Origin of the sequence: Shewanella sp. SW1 (genome assembly GCF_025653545.1) — a bacterium.
Classification (GTDB): Bacteria; Pseudomonadota; Gammaproteobacteria; order Enterobacterales; family Shewanellaceae; genus Shewanella; species Shewanella oncorhynchi.
In genome coordinates this window covers 1-19,303 of the sequence record NZ_JAKKSG010000037.1, presented here as the reverse complement: position 1 = coordinate 19,303, position 19,303 = coordinate 1, and the positions used below count along the sequence as shown (strand labels likewise).

The 19,303-nt window shown below is 44.0% G+C and carries 20 protein-coding genes, 1 tRNA gene and 2 pseudogenes; 17 read left to right on the top strand and 6 right to left on the bottom strand.

Translation table 11 applies throughout. The features are described 5' to 3' along the window. A pseudogene (locus tag L5M71_RS22500) lies at positions 1–440 on the top strand (IS5-like element ISSod6 family transposase); the annotation flags it as partial. A gap of 21 nt (positions 441–461) precedes the next feature. Here L5M71_RS22500 and L5M71_RS22495 read toward each other — a convergent pair. From L5M71_RS22495 to L5M71_RS22485, 3 genes are all read right to left on the bottom strand, one after another. Beyond that, positions 462–740 carry a hypothetical protein gene (locus tag L5M71_RS22495; RefSeq protein WP_263209844.1) on the bottom strand — a complete coding sequence of 93 codons (279 nt, stop codon included), beginning with the start codon at positions 738–740 and terminating at the stop codon, positions 462–464. Between the two features lie 210 nt (positions 741–950). Further along, positions 951–1,026: transfer RNA gene (locus tag L5M71_RS22490), tRNA-Arg, on the bottom strand. 55 nt (positions 1,027–1,081) lie between these two features. Further along, positions 1,082–2,248 (bottom strand): flagellar assembly protein FlgT, encoded by a 1,167-nt coding sequence (locus tag L5M71_RS22485; protein ID WP_263209840.1) that lies wholly within the window; start codon positions 2,246–2,248, stop codon positions 1,082–1,084. 280 nt (positions 2,249–2,528) lie between these two features. Between L5M71_RS22485 and L5M71_RS22480 the strand changes: the two genes are divergently transcribed. Further along, a complete protein-coding gene (locus L5M71_RS22480) occupies positions 2,529–3,161 on the top strand; it encodes a FlgO family outer membrane protein (RefSeq protein ID WP_028761216.1) in 633 nt (210 codons plus the stop codon). Next, positions 3,158–3,610 carry an LPP20 family lipoprotein gene (locus L5M71_RS22475; protein ID WP_198572634.1) on the top strand — a complete coding sequence of 151 codons (453 nt, stop codon included), beginning with the start codon at positions 3,158–3,160 and terminating at the stop codon, positions 3,608–3,610. Before L5M71_RS22480 ends, L5M71_RS22475 begins: the two co-directional genes overlap by 4 nt. Positions 3,611–3,737: 127 nt before the next feature. Here the strand turns inward: L5M71_RS22475 and L5M71_RS22470 are convergent, their stop codons facing one another. From L5M71_RS22470 to flgA, 3 genes are all read right to left on the bottom strand, one after another. Then, positions 3,738–4,163, bottom strand: coding sequence for a flagella synthesis protein FlgN (locus tag L5M71_RS22470; RefSeq protein ID WP_263209838.1), 426 nt, complete (start codon positions 4,161–4,163; stop codon positions 3,738–3,740). 2 nt (positions 4,164–4,165) lie between these two features. Continuing rightward, the gene (gene flgM / locus L5M71_RS22465; protein ID WP_107948432.1) at positions 4,166–4,489 is read right to left on the bottom strand and encodes a flagellar biosynthesis anti-sigma factor FlgM; all 324 of its coding nucleotides are present in this window, start codon (positions 4,487–4,489) and stop codon (positions 4,166–4,168) included. A gap of 75 nt (positions 4,490–4,564) precedes the next feature. Beyond that, positions 4,565–5,272 (bottom strand): flagellar basal body P-ring formation chaperone FlgA, encoded by a 708-nt coding sequence (flgA, locus tag L5M71_RS22460; RefSeq protein WP_028761212.1) that lies wholly within the window; start codon positions 5,270–5,272, stop codon positions 4,565–4,567. A gap of 202 nt (positions 5,273–5,474) precedes the next feature. On the opposite strand from flgA, the gene L5M71_RS22455 reads away from it, so the two are divergent. The 14 genes and pseudogenes from L5M71_RS22455 to L5M71_RS22390 form a co-directional block, all read left to right on the top strand. After that, entirely contained in the window at positions 5,475–6,395 is a 921-nt protein-coding gene (locus tag L5M71_RS22455; RefSeq protein ID WP_028761211.1) for a chemotaxis protein CheV, read from the top strand. Between the two features lie 100 nt (positions 6,396–6,495). Beyond that, on the top strand, positions 6,496–7,335 hold the full coding sequence (locus L5M71_RS22450; protein WP_168824478.1) for a CheR family methyltransferase: 840 nt from the start codon (positions 6,496–6,498) through the stop codon (positions 7,333–7,335). A 143-nt stretch (positions 7,336–7,478) separates the two neighbouring features. Continuing rightward, on the top strand, positions 7,479–7,880 hold the full coding sequence (gene flgB / locus L5M71_RS22445) for a flagellar basal body rod protein FlgB (RefSeq protein WP_028761209.1): 402 nt from the start codon (positions 7,479–7,481) through the stop codon (positions 7,878–7,880). Between the two features lie 2 nt (positions 7,881–7,882). Next, positions 7,883–8,299 (top strand): flagellar basal body rod protein FlgC, encoded by a 417-nt coding sequence (gene flgC / locus L5M71_RS22440; RefSeq protein ID WP_006085646.1) that lies wholly within the window; start codon positions 7,883–7,885, stop codon positions 8,297–8,299. Between the two features lie 24 nt (positions 8,300–8,323). Further along, positions 8,324–9,094, top strand: a complete 771-nt coding sequence (gene flgD, locus L5M71_RS22435) for a flagellar hook assembly protein FlgD (protein WP_263209835.1) — start codon at positions 8,324–8,326, stop codon at positions 9,092–9,094. Positions 9,095–9,176: 82 nt separating this feature from the next. Then, positions 9,177–10,559, top strand: a complete 1,383-nt coding sequence (gene flgE, locus L5M71_RS22430) for a flagellar hook protein FlgE (protein WP_263209833.1) — start codon at positions 9,177–9,179, stop codon at positions 10,557–10,559. Positions 10,560–10,731: 172 nt separating this feature from the next. Next, entirely contained in the window at positions 10,732–11,475 is a 744-nt protein-coding gene (gene flgF, locus L5M71_RS22425; protein WP_219250937.1) for a flagellar basal-body rod protein FlgF, read from the top strand. A 10-nt stretch (positions 11,476–11,485) separates the two neighbouring features. Continuing rightward, entirely contained in the window at positions 11,486–12,274 is a 789-nt protein-coding gene (flgG, locus tag L5M71_RS22420; RefSeq protein ID WP_028761205.1) for a flagellar basal-body rod protein FlgG, read from the top strand. An 11-nt stretch (positions 12,275–12,285) separates the two neighbouring features. Next, on the top strand, positions 12,286–12,960 hold the full coding sequence (flgH, locus tag L5M71_RS22415) for a flagellar basal body L-ring protein FlgH (RefSeq protein ID WP_028761204.1): 675 nt from the start codon (positions 12,286–12,288) through the stop codon (positions 12,958–12,960). 11 nt (positions 12,961–12,971) lie between these two features. Then, positions 12,972–14,063, top strand: coding sequence for a flagellar basal body P-ring protein FlgI (locus L5M71_RS22410; RefSeq protein WP_006085641.1), 1,092 nt, complete (start codon positions 12,972–12,974; stop codon positions 14,061–14,063). 17 nt (positions 14,064–14,080) lie between these two features. After that, a complete protein-coding gene (flgJ, locus tag L5M71_RS22405) occupies positions 14,081–15,223 on the top strand; it encodes a flagellar assembly peptidoglycan hydrolase FlgJ (protein WP_263178792.1) in 1,143 nt (380 codons plus the stop codon). A gap of 40 nt (positions 15,224–15,263) precedes the next feature. Beyond that, positions 15,264–17,183, top strand: a complete 1,920-nt coding sequence (gene flgK / locus L5M71_RS22400) for a flagellar hook-associated protein FlgK (RefSeq protein ID WP_263203484.1) — start codon at positions 15,264–15,266, stop codon at positions 17,181–17,183. An 11-nt stretch (positions 17,184–17,194) separates the two neighbouring features. Beyond that, positions 17,195–18,403 carry a flagellar hook-associated protein FlgL gene (gene flgL, locus L5M71_RS22395; protein WP_263209831.1) on the top strand — a complete coding sequence of 403 codons (1,209 nt, stop codon included), beginning with the start codon at positions 17,195–17,197 and terminating at the stop codon, positions 18,401–18,403. Positions 18,404–18,595: 192 nt separating this feature from the next. Next, positions 18,596–19,303, top strand: a pseudogene (locus L5M71_RS22390) (flagellin); the annotation flags it as partial.

Genomic DNA, 19,303 nt, shown 5'->3' with positions numbered 1-19,303 from the left:
CGCTAAGTAATGAGAGTATTGGTAAAAGTCGAGGCGGTAATTCAACCAAAATTCACTTAGCCGTCGACAGCGGAGGATTACCGATTTATTTCGAATTATCAGAAGGCCAAAAACACGATATTACACACGCCCCCAGCTTAATTGAGCACCTGAAGCAGGTTGATACCGTCATTGCAGATAAAGGTTATGACAGCGATGCTTTTCGTGAACTTATCGCCAATAAAGGCGGGAAATCTGTTATTCCAAGGCGCCGCTATARGAATACACCTCAAGAAAGAGTCGATTGGTGCTTATATCGGTATCGACATTTAGTGGAGAATGCTTTTGGAAGAATTAAGCACTATCGAGCAATATCAACAAGATATGACAAGCTAGCAAGAAATTACGCCAGTATGGTGTCACTGGCGTTTATGTTAATGTGGCTGCCGATGTATTGCTGAACAACATTTGTACAGCAAAGATCAACAGACCCTAAGGATTTTCTGACTGTCTGGAATTTTTGCCAGCTCTTTTGCGACAGTAGCTTCAGTTGTGCCTTTGGGGAGTTTGCTGGATAGTTCAGAGGGGGAAGTTATGGCACGAAATACTTCATGCATATCTTCGAACATTTTGTCTTTATCTGGAGAGTTTGGGAGAGCGGTGAGGACTTTCAAAAATTCGGGTGGTTCGGGAATTGAATATTGCTCAATGATCCCTTCGAGTGTTTGAGTGAACTTTTCTTGCGATGAAGTTTCCGTCATAAAGCTGTTTTCCCTGTTCGTTAACTCATAGGGAAAGTATTAGAAATAGGGTTAATTGTCCATAACTGAGATGAACAGGGCAAAACGAGGATTTTTGAAAATGTTACGAAAAAAAATTCTAAAAAACGTCATTCCTATGGCGGCACATAGGCGGCACAGGATTTTTGGTTTTTCGTAAATTATTGAATTTAATATATAAAAAGTGACTTATGGTCTCTCCACAGGGACTCGAACCCCGATCGGCCGCTTAGGAGGCGGCTGCTCTATCCTGTTGAGCTATGAAGAGACGACAGTGATTATACTGGTTTTATCTTTGATTAAAAGGCTTATGATTTAGTTGCTTAAATCTTGAGCGCTATGTCGTTTATCTGTACATTGTAGGCTGCATTTTGGTCTACAAGTACTGCGGTGGCGCTTTCTTCGCTTACTTGCTCAATTTTTACCGTTGCACGACTTTTGGTCGCGACGGCGCGCATTTCATTGAGTCTATCGGGTAAGTTTTGTTGTAATATTACTTGGAATTTATCACCGACACGAATGCCATGTTTACGGCCTAGATTTAATATAATCCTGTCTGCTTGTCGGCTAACGACTTGGCCAAGTAATGGCCTGCAATTAAGTGTGCTGTCTAAATCTCGGGTAGCTTGCAATATTAATTGAGTAATACTTTTTCCATAGGAGGAACGCCAGAATCTATTACTGTTGGGAGCAATGATAGCCTGTTCTTCAAATTCCCATGGGGCCGATGTGCTGTAGCTTTTGCTCCAGACCTCTTCGCCACTGATTCCATGATAGAGGCTGAGTTTGAATTGAAATTGCCTTAGCGGAGCTTCATCCCAAAATCCTAAGAAGGTGGGTTGTACAGGCTCTATCGATATATCAATGATCTGCGGTTGAAGAATATATTGGCTGTCGGTAATTTCACTGAGCCAGCTTGGGAGTCGATAACCGCGAATATCCACTAGGTCTTGTTCAATATCGAGTCGCTCGTTAGCATGGATGTGACTAAAGCCAGTTGAAGAGTAATCTTCTATAGTGTTCCCTAACGCCTCTGAAATGACCTCTTCAAAGCCTGAAAGTTGTCCATATCTAAGCTGAGAACGATCTTTTATTTGTGTTTGAGGTATTAAAATAGCGGCCTTTAATTGGCCATTAGGACACTGTTGTGTTGGATCATCATTTAGATCGAGGCGTAGGGATACATATATTTTATTTCCCTGAATTTGTTCATTAACGAGTTGAATGTTTATGGCTTGGGCGTTGCGATTTATCGCAAAGTTATTTTGTGTGAGGTTACCATTAGAGGTTTGTTGCTCACTGGAGATTTGAATACCTGTGCTTAATGTCGCATAGCTAACTGCTTGATTAATTGCTTCTTCCCTTGCTTGAGCTGTATTACCATTGATAATAGTTGCTTCTCCGCTGGCTTCTATCCATTCGGCTCTGGTGGGCAAAGAAAGTAGTAAAAGGCTCAAAATGATGAGCGAAGCTGAACCTGGTATGTGCATCAATTCAATCCTTATCGCTAAGCTAATGGCGATATTACCAATCGAGCCAGTTTTCTGACTCTTAATCTAATATGTCAATAAAGCAAATTTCGTGCCTGAGTATGAGAACTTTTGATAAAGTTTCCATTGTTACAGTCGATATACTGCGTAATAGAAGAATATTGTCGGACTGAGGTTAATATTGGTCCAAAGATTGCTGGTTTTTGTTACTCATTAAAAATTTGAAGCTTAGAAAGTGAGTCACTTGACTGCCAATGCACCCATAGATGAGGTAAATCCAATGCTAAAGCGTGTGATTATTCCCTTAACATTGATAATGTTAGGTGGATGTGTAGCTAAACCGGTTACGCCGCCCAAACCGAGTTTAGTGGATGGCAATGGGTTGCCGCCAACGGCAGTGATTAACCATTTAGCACAGCGAATAGTGACTGAGCTTGTTAAGCAAAATGATGCTTTGCGTTCTGATCAACCTATCGTAGTTGCAACACCAGTATTAGTGGGCGATTTGAATGGCACTAATGCGTTAGCGCAACAGTTACAGCAAGGATTAATGACGTCGCTCCATAGCTTTCAGTTTAATGTGGTGGATTTAAACTTAGCTGATGGCTTGAGAGTCACATCTGACGGGGATTTTATTTTGACGCGAGATTGGCAAAAATTGTCGAAAGATCTTCCTGTTGAGCATCTTGTCGTTTCGACTATGAGCGTAGTAACCAATGGTATGGCGATCAATACTCGGATTGTGAACATTAGTAACAATCGCGTGGTATCGGCATCTCAAACTTTTGTGACTCAAAAAGAGTTGGCAAACTACATGCAGCCTTCGGAGCAAATTGTGTCACAAAATGGCATCTTATATCGTCAGGCGAGTCCAGGCATGAATGAAGTGCGTGTCTTAGGAGATGGAAAATGAAACACTACCTTTTATTACTTATCACGGGGCTAATGCTAACTGGCTGCGCTGCTAAAGATAGATATGTGCAATGGGAAGATGTGCCGCCACCGAGTTTTCCTAAGTTAACGGCTATAGGATATGCGCCGTTAGCGACTCAACCGGCTAAAGAGCAATCACAAAGAGTGTTGATGGCTATGCAGGCATCAAAAATTGTGGCTTATCGTGAATTAGCGGAACAAGTTTATGGGCAGAAAATAACGGCAAACAGCAGTGTCAGTGATTGGATGTTGACGGACGATAATGTCAAAGCGTCAGTTTCTGGCGTGATCCGCGGCGCACGAGTCGTTAAGAGTTATCCAGCAGGCGAGCATTATGTCACTGAGTTAGAACTTGATTTTTCACAGGTTTGGGCGCTTTATCAACAACAGAACCGTCCACAACGAGTGAAGGAAGTGACGTATTTCTAGCGTTTTTGAGAGTATGTTCAACAGCATGTATTGAGCCGCGTATTTACGCGGCTTTTCTTTTTGTACAAGACATTAATATCTAATCAGAGCTTAGAAAAGGGAATGCTAAGTGGGAGTGATGCGCTTGTTAGGCCTTTAAATCATTGCCTAAACTTGAGATAGTCGAGGTCTTGCCTTTATCGTTATAGGTGAGGCTGGAGGCGTTTCTGCTGGCTTGTAAAGCTTGAGCAAAGCGATTTAAACTCGCTAAATTAATCTCAATTAAACTGGCATTTTGTTCGTTTAATTCTTTGCATTCAGTCAATGCGTCTTTGATCTCGGCCATTTTATGCACGAGTTCGACTTGCTGAGTGAGTCGCGATTTATCACTGTGGTTTGCCAGAATATCATCATTAGTCTTTAGTTCTTTCAGACATTGCGATTTTTCGTTAGCAAGGGAAAGCAGTAAATCGGCGTTTTGGTCAACCAAAGCGCCTTTTTCCTTGAGTATGATTTGCTTAAGAACAGCCAAATGGGCGTGTTGTAGATCTACCAGTTTAGCTATTTCAGTCATAGTTACTCTTTATTTAAGTCATTAAGTTCGGCTTCAAAACTTGCAATATTGGCAGCCAACTTTTCAGGGTCAATTTTATAGCGACCTTCGGCAATAGCTTGTTTGATTTCGGCTACTTTCTTTTGATCAACTTCAGGAAGGCTAGCCATTTTAGTCTGAGCTCCTTGAAGTTGTTGTGCCTGGGCCGTAATGACCACTGAGTCGCTTCTTTGTGGTGTTGTCGATTTTGTAGCAACTTGAGCAGATTGATCGCTGCTCGTTTTCGTTGCGCCTGAACGAACTTGCGCAGTCGTTGCAGTGTTGAGTTTGCTAATATCAATTGCCATTTTAGGCTCCAGCGTCGTGTGTACGGGATTTCTTAACTGGGGTATCGGCAGCTTACAAAAAAGCTTTAGATTATTTTACATTCTTACTTCAACTTCGCCAATGCCTGTGACTATAGCATCTAGTTCTTTGTTTGAACTGCTATTTTTGACTCTGATCCGATCACCTTTATTGCCATCTTGTAGGGCTTCGCCTACTGTTTTGAGCTCGAATGAGCCAGAACGAACGTAGATAGATACCGAATCATTTTTACAAACGAAGCATAAGTTGTTGCTTAATATGGGATTATCTTTTGCTACTCGTCGTTTTACTCGCACGCCAGCCAATTTACTCGGGTCATCGAATTCGGCACCTCTCAAGCTATTTTGTTCAATGTAACGGACTTCTACTTGACTAGGAGAGATGAGTTCGCCTGGTGCTAAGATTTCGGTTGAGACAACAACGGGGAATAAGATATCCACCCGAACCGAGATATAGATTTGCCAAGGGTAAGCTAAGTCTTGTGTATCGCAGCTGACTTTTAAGGTGTTATTACGGCTAATTTCCCTATCGCTAGCCAGTTCAACTTTCATTGGAGACGAACATTGTGACGGCAGCATTCTTGCGTCAACCATCTGTGGCGAAATATTTACTTTGGCATTTTCTGGAACGGATATTTTTTCTGAAATAAGCGCTTTAGCTAATTCTGAGATTGCCGATACGGTGGGGACAATAGGCTCTGCACTCGCAAAAGCGGGCATGAAGAGGGTGAAAAGACTAAAAAAACAGACTAAATTTACTTTCATAATGAAGAGACTAGCTTGTAACGCCAGAATGCACCTATACTTTTATTAAGTTCGAAGCTGACCACTGTAATAATTTACATCACTGTCAGAAGATTGACTCAGTTTCGACTATGTTTATCGATAGATAAGACGTAAGCAATTAATATGCCTATACTCAACTGAGTTATAGGGCCGAACATAAACAGAACAACAAGGCAGAGTTATGTCGAGTATTCTTGATTCAGTCAACAAACGAACCCAGCTCGTTGGACAAAACCGTTTAGAATTGCTGCTTTTTAAATTAAACGGTCGTCAACGGTTTGGGATTAACGTGTTTAAGGTGAAAGAAGTACTGCAGTGTCCACCACTGACCACTTTGCCTAAACTTAATCCTTATGTGAAGGGTGTTGCTCATATTCGTGGAACAACCATTTCAGTGATTGATTTGAGTGCGGCAACAGGGGGGAAACCTTTAGCGAGCACTGAAAACTGTTTCATCATTATTTCTGAATATAACCGCAGTGTTCAAGGCTTCTTGGTCAGTTCTGTTGAGCGGATCATCAACATGAATTGGGAAGCGATTATGCCTCCGCCGCAAGGTGCTGGTCGTTATTCTTATCTGACAGCTGTGACTGAAATTGAAGGTGAATTAGTTGAAATTCTCGATGTGGAAAAAATCTTAGATGAGATTTCACCGGTTAAAACGGCTATCAGTGAAGAAGCCAATGAAAAACTGACCCTCGACAGAACTCAGCATTACCATATTATGGTTATTGATGATTCTGCCGTGGCGCGTAAGCAAATTATTCGTTCACTTGAGTCATTGAATTTACAAATTGATACCGCAAAAGATGGTCGCGAAGCATTAGACAAGCTTAAAGAGATCGCCAAAGAGATGGATAATGTGGCCGATGAGATCCCCCTCATAATCTCTGATATTGAGATGCCTGAAATGGATGGCTACACCTTGACCGCTGAAATCCGAGATGATCCTAAGCTTAAGCATATTAAAGTGGTACTGCATACTTCGTTAAGTGGTGTATTCAATCAGGCAATGGTTCAAAAAGTGGGTGCTAATGACTTTATCGCTAAGTTTAATCCTGACGAACTGGCCGCTGCTGTGAATAAGCATTTAAGTTTGTAATTGCTGTAGGTTAGTACCTAGATACGCTTTACGCTATAATCTCGACTTTATAACATGATGGTTTCGCACTGATTTTGGTGCTTGCTATAGGATTTAGGATGTGAATGTGCCAAATAAATCACTCGCTGAGGCTGAATATAATCAATTTAGGTTGTTCTTAGAGCAACACAGCGGCATCGTACTGGGTGAAAATAAGCAATATCTTGTGCGCAGTCGTCTTGCTCCTTTGATGGGCAAATATAACCTGCCATCCTTATCTGATGTGGTTAAGCATTCGATGAAGCCTACTGAGCGTGCGCTCAGAGCTGAAGTGATCGATGCTATGACGACCAATGAAACCCTTTGGTTCCGTGATCGTTATCCATTTGAGTTGTTGAATAATGTCCTACTACCTGAATACAGTCGTCTGGGGCGTCCGCTTAAAATTTGGTCTGCGGCTTGCTCGTCAGGCCAAGAGCCATACTCATTGGCTATGACTATTCTTGAGTATCAACAGAAGAAGCCTGGTGCCTTGGCTGGTAGTGCTTCTATTCAAGCAACGGATTTATCTCCTTCCATGTTGGAACGTTGCAAAAATGCCGAGTACGATAGTTTGGCATTAGCGCGTGGTTTATCTGAAGAACGTAAGCGTCAGTTTTTTGATGCATTACCTTCTGGCAATATGAAGTTAAAGGATAATGTGAAGCGGTTGGTGAACTTTAGAGCGCATAATTTGCTTGAGAGTTATAGTCTGCTTGGCAAGTTCGACATTATCTTTTGCCGCAATGTGCTGATTTATTTTGCACCAGAGGCAAAGGCAAAAATTTTGCGGCAATTCGCTGCCGCTCTCAATCCCAAAGGGATTTTATTTCTCGGTGCATCAGAATCTATCGCTGGTTTAACGGACGAGTTTGATATGGTTCGTTGTAACCCTGGCATTTATTACCAGAAAAAGACTTAACTCAGCCGCTCTAAAGAAGATTACCGACAATTGTCGGTAATTTTTTACCCATCACTTGCTCATCCTTGTTGTTATTCTCAAAATTTTCCTGATGTTGGCACATGAATTGCTTTATTTTCGTGAGAACACGAGGAGGCAATTTTATGGCGATCAATTTTGATAATGCACTGGGTGTGCATCAATACACTCTCGGTATTAGAGCGCAGCGGGCTGAAGTTATTTCAAGCAATATCGCTAACGCAGATACGCCACATTACAAAGCCCGCGATGTTGATTTTTCTGCGGCAATGCAGGCCGCTCGAGGCCAACAGCAGCGAAATAGTCTTGAAATGCAAGAGCCAGATAAGCATTTTGGGCTTGCGGAGTTGACTGGGCAATTTGTTAAGTTCCGTGTGCCGAATCAACCCGATACCGGTGATGGTAATACTGTTGATATCCAACAGGAACAATCGGCATTCATGCAAAATGCACTTGAATATCAAATGTCGCTAGGTTTTTTAGATAGTAAGTTTAGTGGCATGAAGAAAGCGTTGAGAGGGGATTAATCATGAGTTTATTTAGCATATTTGATGTTGCTGGCTCGGGAATGTCTGCTCAATCGGTCAGGCTAAACACCACCGCGAGCAACATAGCTAACGCGGATTCCGTCTCGAGTAGTGTAGATAAGACCTATCGTTCTCGTCATCCCATTTTTGAAGCCGAAATGGCTAAGGCCCAAAGTCAGCAACAAGCTTCTCAAGGCGTTGCAGTAAAAGGCATTGTAGAAAGTGATAAACCACTACTGAAAGAATATTCGCCCGATCATCCAATGGCGGATGCGGATGGCTTTATTTATAAACCGAATGTTAATGTCATGGAAGAAATGGCAGATATGATTTCTGCTTCGCGCTCATATCAAATGAATGTTCAAGTCGCTGAAGCAGCTAAGTCTATGCTGCAACAAACACTTGGGATGGGTAAATAACATGTGTTACTTAGGAGGTAAGCTGTGAGCCTCATTAATCAAATTAACCAAGCGTCGGCGCAGACGGCTCAAAATAAGAGTCAGTCAAATGCCGTTACGACGAATTCATCAACCAGCTCAACGGGTAATCCGTTTCTTGACGGTATCCGTCTGCCAAAAGATTCGATAGTACCGGAAGCGAAAAGCCAGCAGTTAACTCAAGATGACTTTTTCTCGTTATTAAGCCAACAGCTATCGATGCAAGATCCCTTTAAGCCCGTTGACAACGACCAAATGATTGCGCAGATGGCATCATTCTCGACGGTTGATGGTATTACTAAGTTGAATAAGGAAATCGTTAATTTAAACGGTGTTATGACATCAAGCCAAGCATTACAGGCATCAGGACTTGTTGGTCGCAAGGTGTTGATCCCAACTGATACAGGTAACATTTCAGCTGAAAGCCCAACAATAAAAGGTGTGATTAGCACGCCAGCTAAAATGCCTGAAATTACTGTACGTGTTGAGGATGAGAAAGGCCAAGTTGTGACCACCTTTAAAGTTGATGGCAGTAAGGGGGGCAATGTCGATGTTAACTGGGATGGCCTCGATAAAGATGGAAACCCTGTAACCGCAGGTAACTATACGATCAAGGCGAGTGGTTTAGTGGATGGGAAATCCCAAGAATTGCCAGTCTCGACCTATGCTCATGTGACCAGCGTTTCTCTCGGTACGGCCAGTACTGGCGCGATTCTTAACTTGAGAGGCGGTATGGGCATCAAGTTAACCGATGTGTTAGCTGTGTCTGAAACCTAAGTTTGCATAAAAGAATTTTTGCAGTATCCGAATTGGGCGTAAGTCGCTCATAAATGAATTGAGTCAAGTGTAGAGGTGAATTATGTCGTTTAACATTGCATTGAGTGGCATTTCTGCCGCGCAAAAAGATTTAAACACTACGGCGAATAACATTGCTAATGCGAACACCATTGGCTTTAAAGAGTCCCGTGCTGAATTTGCGGATGTTTACGCTAATTCTATTTTTTCAAATGCTAAAACTGCTGTCGGTGGTGGTGTTGCTACGAGTCAAGTGGCACAGCAATTCCATCAAGGTAGCTTACAGCTAACGAATAACTCCCTCGACTTGGCAATCAAAGGTGGTGGTTTCTTTGTAACGTCCTCTGAATTAGGAACATTAGATCACGCATTCACCCGTGCAGGCGCTTTTAAAGTAGATTCTAATAATTACATGGTGGATTCGGCTGGTAATTATTTACAGACTTTCCCTGTAGATAAAGATGGCAACTCAACATCTGTGAGTTTAACCACGGCTAAGCCTGTACAAATTCCCGATACTGCAGGTAGTCCTGTAAAGACTGAGAATGTTACTTTACAAATGAACTTGAATGCTAAAGCTGAAGCTCTGGATCCTGCTTTATTTGATCCCGCCGATCCAAAAACTTATAACAATGTCACTTCAATGACTATTTATGACTCACTCGGTGAGGGCCACATCATGACGACGTACTTTGTGAAGCCTAAAGACGGTGCATATAATGGTGAGAGCAATTGGGTTGCTTATTATGCTATTGATAATAAACCTGTAGATTTGAATGGCCCAGCTGGTAAATACGATGTAGATACTGATGGTGACGGTAGTCCAGATGTGCCAACGGTTGCGGGCGGTGGTGGTGTTTCAGCGCAAACTGCTGGTGGCTGGACGGGGGCGGTGCTGAAGTTTAACTCAGTTGGGGCCTATATTGACAGTAATCCTGCAGTTATTACCACGGAGCCACTTGGTAATAAACCAGCTGGTGTATTAGGTGCTGGAGCTGATGGTACTCAATCATTAACAGTGAAGTTTAATGCGCCAACGCAATATGCAGATCCTTTTGCTGCGACTGAATTGAAACAAGATGGTACGACTGTTGGTCGTTTAACTAACGTTGAAATTGGTGCTGATGGCCTAATTACAGCAAGCTATTCTAACGGTTCGACCGTTGCTTTAGCACGGGTTGCTTTAGTTCGTTTTGCTAACGAACAAGGTTTAACGCAAGTGGGTAATACGTCGTGGAAAGCCAGTTTAGCTTCAGGTCCTGCGTTAGCGGGTGAGGCCAATAGTGGAACTTTTGGTAGTCTCAGTTCATCGGCGTTAGAGCAATCGAACATCGATTTAACGACTGAACTGGTCGATTTAATTTCGGCGCAGCGTAACTTCCAAGCGAACTCCCGTACGCTTGAAGTAAATAACACGCTGCAACAAACCGTATTACAAATCCGCTAATCATTACTTTATTTAACTAAGTGTTGCCGCCAGTGGCAACACTTAGCCTTTATCCTGCTGTCAACTCACTTCATTTCCTTATTCTTCAAATTTATCAGTAAATTAAAATCAATTTTTATTGGCACGATGCTTGCTTTGATATCGTCATGTAGAAAATTTGACGGAGCAGTCTGTGGACAAATTCCTTTATGTCGCCATGAGTGGCGCTAAGCAAAATATGAATGAGCTGGCACTCCGTGCGAACAACTTAGCCAATGCTAATACCGATGGTTTTAAATCAGATATGGCGCAGGCCAGATCGATGCAAGCCTTCGGTGAAGGGTTGCCTTCAAGGGTGTTTGCGATGACAGAATCTCCGTCAGCTAATTTTCGCTCTGGTCCGATAAAAACCACTGGACGGGATCTCGATGTTGCCATTAAAGGCGATGGTTGGTTTGCCGTTCAGGCGAAAGATGGCAGTGAAGCTTATACCCGTTCCGGTAGTCTCAGTTTCGATGCGACGGGCATGTTGTATAACGACAGAGGCAATCCCGTGATGGGGGATGCTGGCCCGATAGTGCTGCCATTACCTATTGATAAAGTGTCAATTTCACAGGATGGCATAGTGTCTGTTCGCCCTCAAGGGGCGACTGCTGAAGTGATAGAAGAAGTGGCGAGATTGAAGTTAGTTAATCCCGGCAATGCGCAGATGATGCGTGGTGAAGATGGATTATTTCGACAAATGTCAGGTGAAGCAGCACCAGCTGACCCTTTCGTCGCAGTTGAAAGTGGTGCCGTAGAGGGCAGTAACGTTAACCCTGTTGATGAAATGGTGTCTTTGATTGATCTTCAGCGGCAGTTTGAATTGCAAGTCAAGATGATGAAAACCGCGGAAGAGAATGATCGCGCTTCATCTTCATTAATGCGTATTAGTTAGGAGATAGATTATGCATCCGGCGTTATGGATTAGTAAAACTGGCTTAGACGCACAGCAAACTGATATTTCGGTGATTTCAAACAACGTAGCGAACGCTAGCACTGTGGGCTACAAAAAAAGCCGCGCAGTATTTGAAGATTTACTCTATCAAACAGTTAACCAAGCGGGTGGTGTTAGTGCTTCTAACACTAAGTTACCCAACGGATTAAACATAGGTGCGGGTACGAAAGTCGTCGCGACTCAAAAAATGTTTACTCAGGGTAACATGCTGACGACGGATAACTCACTGGATCTCATGATTGAAGGTCCTGGATTTTTTGAAATCCAGCTCCCTGATGGAACCACTGCTTATACTCGAAATGGTCAGTTTACCTTAGACGATACGGGTCAGATTGTGACGCCAGGTTCTGGCTATTTGCTACAACCCGCGATCACTATTCCTGATAATGCGACCAGTATTACCGTTTCCGCGGAGGGTGAAGTTTCAGTAAAAACGCCGGGTACCGCTGAGAACCAAGTCGTGGGTCAGTTGACTATGACGGATTTTATTAATCCATCGGGTTTAGATCCTATGGGACAAAACTTATATACGGAAACTGGTGCCAGTGGTACGCCTATTCAAGGTACCGCTTCGTTAGATGGCATGGGTGCAATTCGTCAAGGCGCCTTAGAAACCTCTAACGTGAACGTGACCGAGGAACTGGTGAACCTTATCGAAAGTCAGCGCATTTACGAGATGAACTCCAAAGTGATTTCAGCGGTAGATCAGATGCTGTCTTATGTGACTCAGAATTTATAGAGGCAAACATCATGGCTAGATATCTTGTGTTGGCCGTCGCGTTATTGCTTGCAGCTTGTAGCTCGACGCAAAAGAAACCCCTTGCGGATGATCCCTTTTACGCGCCGGTCTACCCAGAGGCGCCGCCGACAAAAATTGCCGCAACTGGCTCTATTTATCAAGACAGCCAAGCATCTAGCTTGTATTCGGATATACGCGCCCACAAAGTCGGTGACATTATCACTATCGTATTGAAGGAATCGACTCAAGCTAAGAAGAGTGCAGGCAATCAGATCAAAAAAGGCTCAGATATGAGCTTAGATCCCATCTTTGCAGGTGGTAGTAATGTGTCCATTGGCGGAGTGCCAATTGATTTGCGTTACAAAGATAGCATGAACACTAAGCGTGAATCGGATGCGGATCAGAGCAATAGTCTAGATGGCAGCATCTCGGCAAACGTGATGCAAGTGCTAAACAACGGCAGCTTAGTGATCCGTGGCGAAAAATGGATTTCAATTAATAATGGTGATGAGTTTATTCGTGTCACTGGTCTCGTTCGCTCGCAGGACATTAAACCCGATAACACTGTCGATTCAACGCGAATGGCTAATGCCCGTATCCAATACAGTGGCACAGGCACTTTCGCAGATGCTCAAAAAGTGGGCTGGTTAAGCCAGTTCTTTATGAGCGACTGGTGGCCCTTCTAAGGAGTCGTATCATGAAATATAAACTGGTGTTAGCCGTTGCCATGCTAGTGTTTTCTCTACCTAGTCAGGCTGAACGAATTAAAGATATTGCCAATGTGCAAGGTGTGCGTAGTAACCAGTTGATTGGTTATGGCTTAGTGGTCGGTTTGCCGGGAACGGGGGAAAAAACCAGTTATACCGAGCAGACCTTTATGACTATGCTCAAAAACTTTGGGATTAATCTTCCTGACAACGTCAAACCGAAAATTAAAAACGTTGCAGTGGTAGCCGTACACGCGGATATGCCCGCCTTTATCAAACCTGGTCAAGATCTTGACGTAACGGTATCTAGCTTAGGCGAAGCCAAAAGCTTACGCGGTGGCACCTTATTACAGACCTTTTTGAAAGGGGTAGACGGTAATGTGTATGCGATAGCCCAAGGCAGCTTAGTGGTGAGTGGTTTTAGTGCCGATGGTTTAGATGGTTCAAAGGTGATTCAAAATACGCCAACTGTAGGTCGTATACCCAATGGCGCAATTGTCGAGCGCAGTGTGGCGACCCCATTTTCAACCGGCGATTATTTGACGTTTAACTTACGTCGTTCTGATTTTTCGACTGCACAACGGATGGCCGATGCGATTAATGAGCTATTAGGCCCTGATATGGCGCGTCCTTTAGACGCGACATCTGTGCAGGTCAGTGCTCCGCGTGATGTATCACAACGGGTGTCTTTTTTAGCTACGCTTGAAAACCTCGATGTTATTCCCGCAGAAGAATCTGCCAAAGTGATCGTTAACTCACGTACTGGAACCATAGTGGTTGGGCAAAACGTGCGTTTACTCCCAGCGGCGATTACCCATGGCGGCATGACAGTCACGATTGCTGAGGCAACCCAGGTTTCACAGCCAAACGCCTTAGCCAATGGTCAAACAACTGTCACTAGCAATAGTACGATTACAGCGACAGAAAGTGACCGCCGTATGTTTATGTTTAATCCAGGCACTACGCTGGATGAGCTGGTTAGAGCGGTTAACTTGGTCGGTGCAGCCCCCTCAGATGTGTTAGCAATACTTGAAGCATTAAAAGTGGCAGGAGCTTTGCATGGTGAACTTATCATCATCTAATTTCTGTCGGGAAAATCATGGAAAAGCTTTCAAGTTCATCACATTTTCTTGACCTGGGCGGCTTAGATTCACTCCGCGCCCAGGCTCAGAAGGATGAGAAGGGCGCCTTGAAAAAGGTCGCCCAACAATTTGAAGGTATTTTCGTGCAAATGCTGATGAAAAGTATGCGCGATGCCAATGCGGTTTTTCAGTCTGATAGTCCACTCAATAGCCAATACACTCAGTTTTACGAGCAGATGCGCGATCAGCAGTTATCGGTCGATTTATCTGACAAAGGTGTATTGGGCCTTGCCGATATGATGGTGCAGCAACTCTCTCCCGAAACAAGTCATTTCACGCCTGCATCGGTATTGCGTGACGATGGTGGCATGAAAATGCTCCACGACGATAAAGCGCTTAATGTGCCTATGCAGAGTTCAGCCGCTCCTGTGGTTGAACCCACAGTTGTAAATCATGGTGTGCCGGCTGCTATCGCTCGGCCTGTATTTGAACCGGATAGAGCTGAAGATGCCAATTCATCAATGGACATTGATGCGCCTAATCGTTCACTGGCTATCGATACGCCTAAGCCGAGCTGGAGTGAACAATCACTTTCAGTGGTAGAACCTGTGATTAGCGGCCAAGTTTTGCCGACGGCAGCATTTAGGGAAACCCAAAAGATTGTCAGGTTTGGTAGTCGAGAAGAATTTTTAGCGACCTTATATCCACATGCTGAAAAAGCTGCAAAAACATTAGGTACCCAACCAGAAGTATTATTGGCGCAATCAGCACTGGAAACTGGCTGGGGACAAAAAATTGTTCGCGGCAATAACGGCGCGCCAAGTCATAACCTATTCAATATTAAAGCTGATCGTCGTTGGCAAGGCGATAAAGCGAACGTCAGCACCTTAGAATTCGAACACGGTGTGGCTGTGCAGCAAAAAGCCGACTTCCGTGTTTACAGTGACTTTGAACATAGTTTCAACGATTTTGTGTCCTTCATTGCCGAAGGCGATCGTTATCAAGATGCGAAGAAAGTGGCGGCTTCGCCAACTCAGTTTATTCGAGCTTTGCAGGATGCGGGTTATGCCACAGATCCTAGATATGCTGAAAAAGTCATTAAAGTGATGCAGTCCATCAGTGAAGAGCTGAAATCAATTCTGCCAGGAGAAGACAAATGATGAACCTTACAACCCTGTTTGTTCATAGGAGTGTCAACTAATGGCCGTTGATCTACTGAATATAGCGCGAACTGGGGTGCTTGCCTCCCAGTCGCAACTGGGTGTTACCAGTAATAACATAGCTAACGCCAATACCGCTGGTTACCACAGACAAGTGGCAACCCAGTCGACTCTTGAATCGCAGCGTTTTGGTAGTAGTTTTTATGGTACAGGAACTTACGTTAATGACGTTAAGCGTATCTACAATGACTATGCTGCAAGAGAGTTACGCATTGGCCAAACAACGTTAAGCGCCGCCGAAGCCAGCTACGGTAAATTGAGTGAGTTAGATCAGCTGTTTTCACAGGTAGGTAAAGTTGTGCCACAAAGCTTGAATGACCTGTTTTCGGGGCTGAATAGTGTGGCTGATTTACCTGCAGATTTGGGTATTAGGAGTTCGACCCTAACAAACGCACAGCAAGTTGCCAGCAGTCTTAATCAGATGCAGTCGTATTTGAATGGCCAGCTTAATCAGACCAATGACCAGATCACTGGTATGACTAAGCGTATCAATGAGATCAGTACAGAACTGGCAAATTTAAACCTAGAGCTGATGAAGTCACCGAATCAAGATGCGCAGTTACTCGATAAGCAAGATGCACTCGTTCAAGAGTTAAGTCAGTACGCCCAAGTGAATGTTATCCCGCAAGAAAATGGCGCTAAGAGTATTATGCTCGGTGGCTCTGTGATGCTAGTTTCCGGTGAGATTGCCATGAGTATGGGCACTCAAGCGGGTAACCCATTTCCCAAAGAGTTACAGCTTAATTCAAGTATTGGTTCGCAAAGCGTCACAGTTGACCCAAGTAAACTTGGCGGTCAGCTAGGAGCTATGTTTGACTTTCGTGACCAGACGTTAATCCCCGCGGGTCATGAGCTTGACCAATTAGCTTTGGGCGTGGCTGATAACTTCAACAAAATGCAAGCGCAAGGCATTGACCTCAATGGGCAAGTCGGCGCTAATATCTTCAAAGATATCAATGATCCTCTGATGTCCTTGGGTCGTGTAGCTGGTTTTTCTGGTAATACGGGCAATGCAACATTAGGCGTCACCATCGATGATACCAGTCTATTAACTGGTGGTGCCTACGAGCTGTCATGTGTCAGTACTGCGCCAGCTTCTTATGAGTTGAGAGATACGGAAACGGGGGTGATAACACCGCTGACTTTATCAGGCTCGACTTTTGGATTTTCAATTGACATAAAAGCGGGCGCGATGGCGTCGGGGGATCGTTTTGCCATTCGCCCGACCGCGGGCGCCTCCAATGGCATTGAAGTTGTCATGAAAGACCCTAAAGGTATTGCCGCCGCATCCCCAAAGATTACTGCAGATGCCGCTAACTCGGGTAATACCCAAGTTAAGTTGACTCAAATTGGCAATCGCAATGCCGCAAATTTCCCTGTGACGGGCAGTGAATTGACAATAAAGCTCGATACCACAGTGTTGCCACCTACCTATGAAGCATTTGATGCCGCAGGAACATCACTTGGGGCAGCTACAGCTTATACCCCACCGAGCATCAGCGCTTTTGGCTTTACCTTTGAAGTTGACAGCAAAGCGGCTGCAGGCAATGACAGATTTACCTTCGATTTATCCTTTGCCGAGGGCGATAACTCTAATGCTGTTGCTATGGCTAAATTGAGCGAAAGCAAAGTGATGAATAATGGCAAATCGACCTTAGCGGATGTGTTCGAGAACACTAAGCTCGATATTGGCAGTAAAACGAAAGCGGCCGAAGTGCGTACTGGTTCGGCTGAGGCCGTGTATCAGCAAGCTTATGCGCGAGTAGAGAGTGAGTCGGGCGTGAACTTAGATGAAGAAGCCGCAAATTTAATGCGTTTTCAGCAAGCCTATCAAGCCTCTGCGCGGATAATGACGACCGCACAGCAGATTTTTGACACCTTATTATCCTCAGTGCGTTAGGAGATTTAACTATGCGATTATCATCCGCGCAGATCTTTAATCAAAGCATTACCAGTGTGCTGCAAAAGCAAACGGCGACCAGCAAAATTCTTGACCAATTGAGCAGTGGTAAGAAAGTCAATACTGCCGGTGATGATCCTGTGGCGTCGCAGGGTATCGATAATCTGAATCAGAAAAATGCACTCGTCGATCAGTTCATTAAGAACATTGATTATGCAACGAATCACTTACAACAAACCGAAAGTCAACTTGGCCAAGCGGATACATTAGTATCGAGCATGAAAGATATGATGCTAAGGGGGTCAAACGGCAGTATGACCGAGGCAGAGCGGCAAACAATTGCCGATGATCTGCGTAAAAGTCTGGATCAATTACTGACGATTGCGAATACCAAAGATGAATCGGGAAACTATCTCTTTGCAGGTAATAAAACGGACACGAAACCGTTCGAATTCGATAACAATGGTCAAATTATTTACTCAGGCGACTCAGGCGTTCGTAATAGCATGATTGCTACAGGTATTCAGCTTAATACCAATGTGGCTGGAGATACCGCTTTTATAAAATCACCCAATGCAATGGGCGATTATAGCGTCAATTATTTGCCGTCCCAACAAGGTGATTTTAGTGTATCTAGCGCTAAGCTAGCTAACGCGACACCTTCTCTCTCTGATTACACTGTTTCATTTCTAGATGATGGTGCTGGTGGCATTAATGTCGAAGTCACCGACAACGCGATTCCCGCCAATATCATCTCCCCCGCAGCGGCGTTCGATCCCGCTGTGCCAGTCACTTTTGACGGTGTTGAACTAAAAATTGCCGGCGAGCCGAAGATAGGTGACAGCTTTACCCTTCATCAAGAACCAGAGGTTAGTATTTTCAATACCTTAAATAAGGCGATTGCTCTTTTTGAAAATGCTGACCAAGTGCAGACGCCATCCGGCCAGTCTGAGTTGGCACAGTTATTGAATAATGTTGGGAGTGGTGTCAAACAAATGAGTCAGCAGCAAGGCTTATCAGGGAACAGTTTAAAGATACTGGAAAAATATACTGATAAGCACACTGATGAGAAATTGATTAACACCTCGGCATTATCCAAATTGGAAGATGTTGATTATGCCACTGCGATAACTGAATTTGAGAAGCAACAACTCGCACTCAATGCCGTATCCAGTGTGTTTAGTAAAGTGGGTTCCGTATCGCTGTTTGATTACATCTAGATCGAATGCCTTCTGAACCGAAAGCACTAAAACAAGACGGTCTTCAATGACGAAGGCATCAAGGTCTAAAAGTTAAGTAATTAAATTAAGCAAATAGAGTTAAGCACGTTAAGTAAAGTTGCAGCAATTGATGGCAACAAGATTTAGCCAGGCTTCCACGTCTTGGCACCCAACTTAGAAGAGGAATGTAACATGGCTATTTCAGTAAACACCAACGTCACATCGATGAAGGCACAAAAAAATCTTGGCGGAGCCAATGGTAATCTGCAAACGTCTATGGAACGATTATCGTCAGGATTACGGATTAACAGCGCTAAGGATGATGCCGCAGGTCTACAGATTTCAAACCGTATGACGAGTCAGATTAATGGGCTCGATGTTGCAATGCGCAACGCTAACGATGGTATTTCTATTGCGCAAACTGCCGAAGGTGCAATGCAAGAATCGACTAACATTTTGCAACGTATGCGAGATTTGTCACTGCAATCGGCTAATGGCTCGAATTCAACGAGTGATCGAGAATCAATGCAAAAAGAACTTTCTGCATTGCAAACTGAATTAACTCGTATTTCAGATACCACTTCTTTTGGTGGTCAGAAATTACTTGATGGTACGTATGGTACGCAAAAATTCCAAGTGGGCTCCAATGCTAATGAAACGATTTCAGTATCGTTGTCTAGCACTGCGGCGAATAAGATTGGTAATCACAGCGTTTCAGGAAAAGGCACTAAATTTGGTGTAGAAACCGCGGGCGCTTTATCGCAAGGTACAGCCGCTGATACAGCTTTTGCTGTTAATGGTAAGGTTGTGGCAATTACCGGCGGTGACAATGCTGCCAAAGTCGCTGATAACATTAATAAAGCAGGTGCAGGCGTTAAGGCTGAAGCCTCAGTTACGACA

What these genes read in the sequence shown, in the direction of transcription:
- flgE (WP_263209833.1), top strand. Translation starts at nt 9,177, where the DNA reads ATGTCGTTTAACATTGCATTGAGTGGCATTTCTGCCGCGCAAAAAGAT.
- L5M71_RS22470 (WP_263209838.1), bottom strand. Translation starts at nt 4,163, where the DNA reads ATGACTGAAATAGCTAAACTGGTAGATCTACAACACGCCCATTTGGCT.
- flgM (WP_107948432.1), bottom strand. Translation starts at nt 4,489, where the DNA reads ATGGCAATTGATATTAGCAAACTCAACACTGCAACGACTGCGCAAGTT.
- flgL (WP_263209831.1), top strand. Translation starts at nt 17,195, where the DNA reads ATGCGATTATCATCCGCGCAGATCTTTAATCAAAGCATTACCAGTGTG.
- L5M71_RS22410 (WP_006085641.1), top strand. Translation starts at nt 12,972, where the DNA reads ATGAAATATAAACTGGTGTTAGCCGTTGCCATGCTAGTGTTTTCTCTA.
- flgB (WP_028761209.1), top strand. Translation starts at nt 7,479, where the DNA reads ATGGCGATCAATTTTGATAATGCACTGGGTGTGCATCAATACACTCTC.
- L5M71_RS22475 (WP_198572634.1), top strand. Translation starts at nt 3,158, where the DNA reads ATGAAACACTACCTTTTATTACTTATCACGGGGCTAATGCTAACTGGC.
- flgC (WP_006085646.1), top strand. Translation starts at nt 7,883, where the DNA reads ATGAGTTTATTTAGCATATTTGATGTTGCTGGCTCGGGAATGTCTGCT.
- flgK (WP_263203484.1), top strand. Translation starts at nt 15,264, where the DNA reads ATGGCCGTTGATCTACTGAATATAGCGCGAACTGGGGTGCTTGCCTCC.
- flgA (WP_028761212.1), bottom strand. Translation starts at nt 5,272, where the DNA reads ATGAAAGTAAATTTAGTCTGTTTTTTTAGTCTTTTCACCCTCTTCATG.
- L5M71_RS22455 (WP_028761211.1), top strand. Translation starts at nt 5,475, where the DNA reads ATGTCGAGTATTCTTGATTCAGTCAACAAACGAACCCAGCTCGTTGGA.
- flgH (WP_028761204.1), top strand. Translation starts at nt 12,286, where the DNA reads ATGGCTAGATATCTTGTGTTGGCCGTCGCGTTATTGCTTGCAGCTTGT.
- flgG (WP_028761205.1), top strand. Translation starts at nt 11,486, where the DNA reads ATGCATCCGGCGTTATGGATTAGTAAAACTGGCTTAGACGCACAGCAA.
- L5M71_RS22485 (WP_263209840.1), bottom strand. Translation starts at nt 2,248, where the DNA reads ATGCACATACCAGGTTCAGCTTCGCTCATCATTTTGAGCCTTTTACTA.
- L5M71_RS22480 (WP_028761216.1), top strand. Translation starts at nt 2,529, where the DNA reads ATGCTAAAGCGTGTGATTATTCCCTTAACATTGATAATGTTAGGTGGA.
- flgJ (WP_263178792.1), top strand. Translation starts at nt 14,081, where the DNA reads ATGGAAAAGCTTTCAAGTTCATCACATTTTCTTGACCTGGGCGGCTTA.
- L5M71_RS22495 (WP_263209844.1), bottom strand. Translation starts at nt 740, where the DNA reads ATGACGGAAACTTCATCGCAAGAAAAGTTCACTCAAACACTCGAAGGG.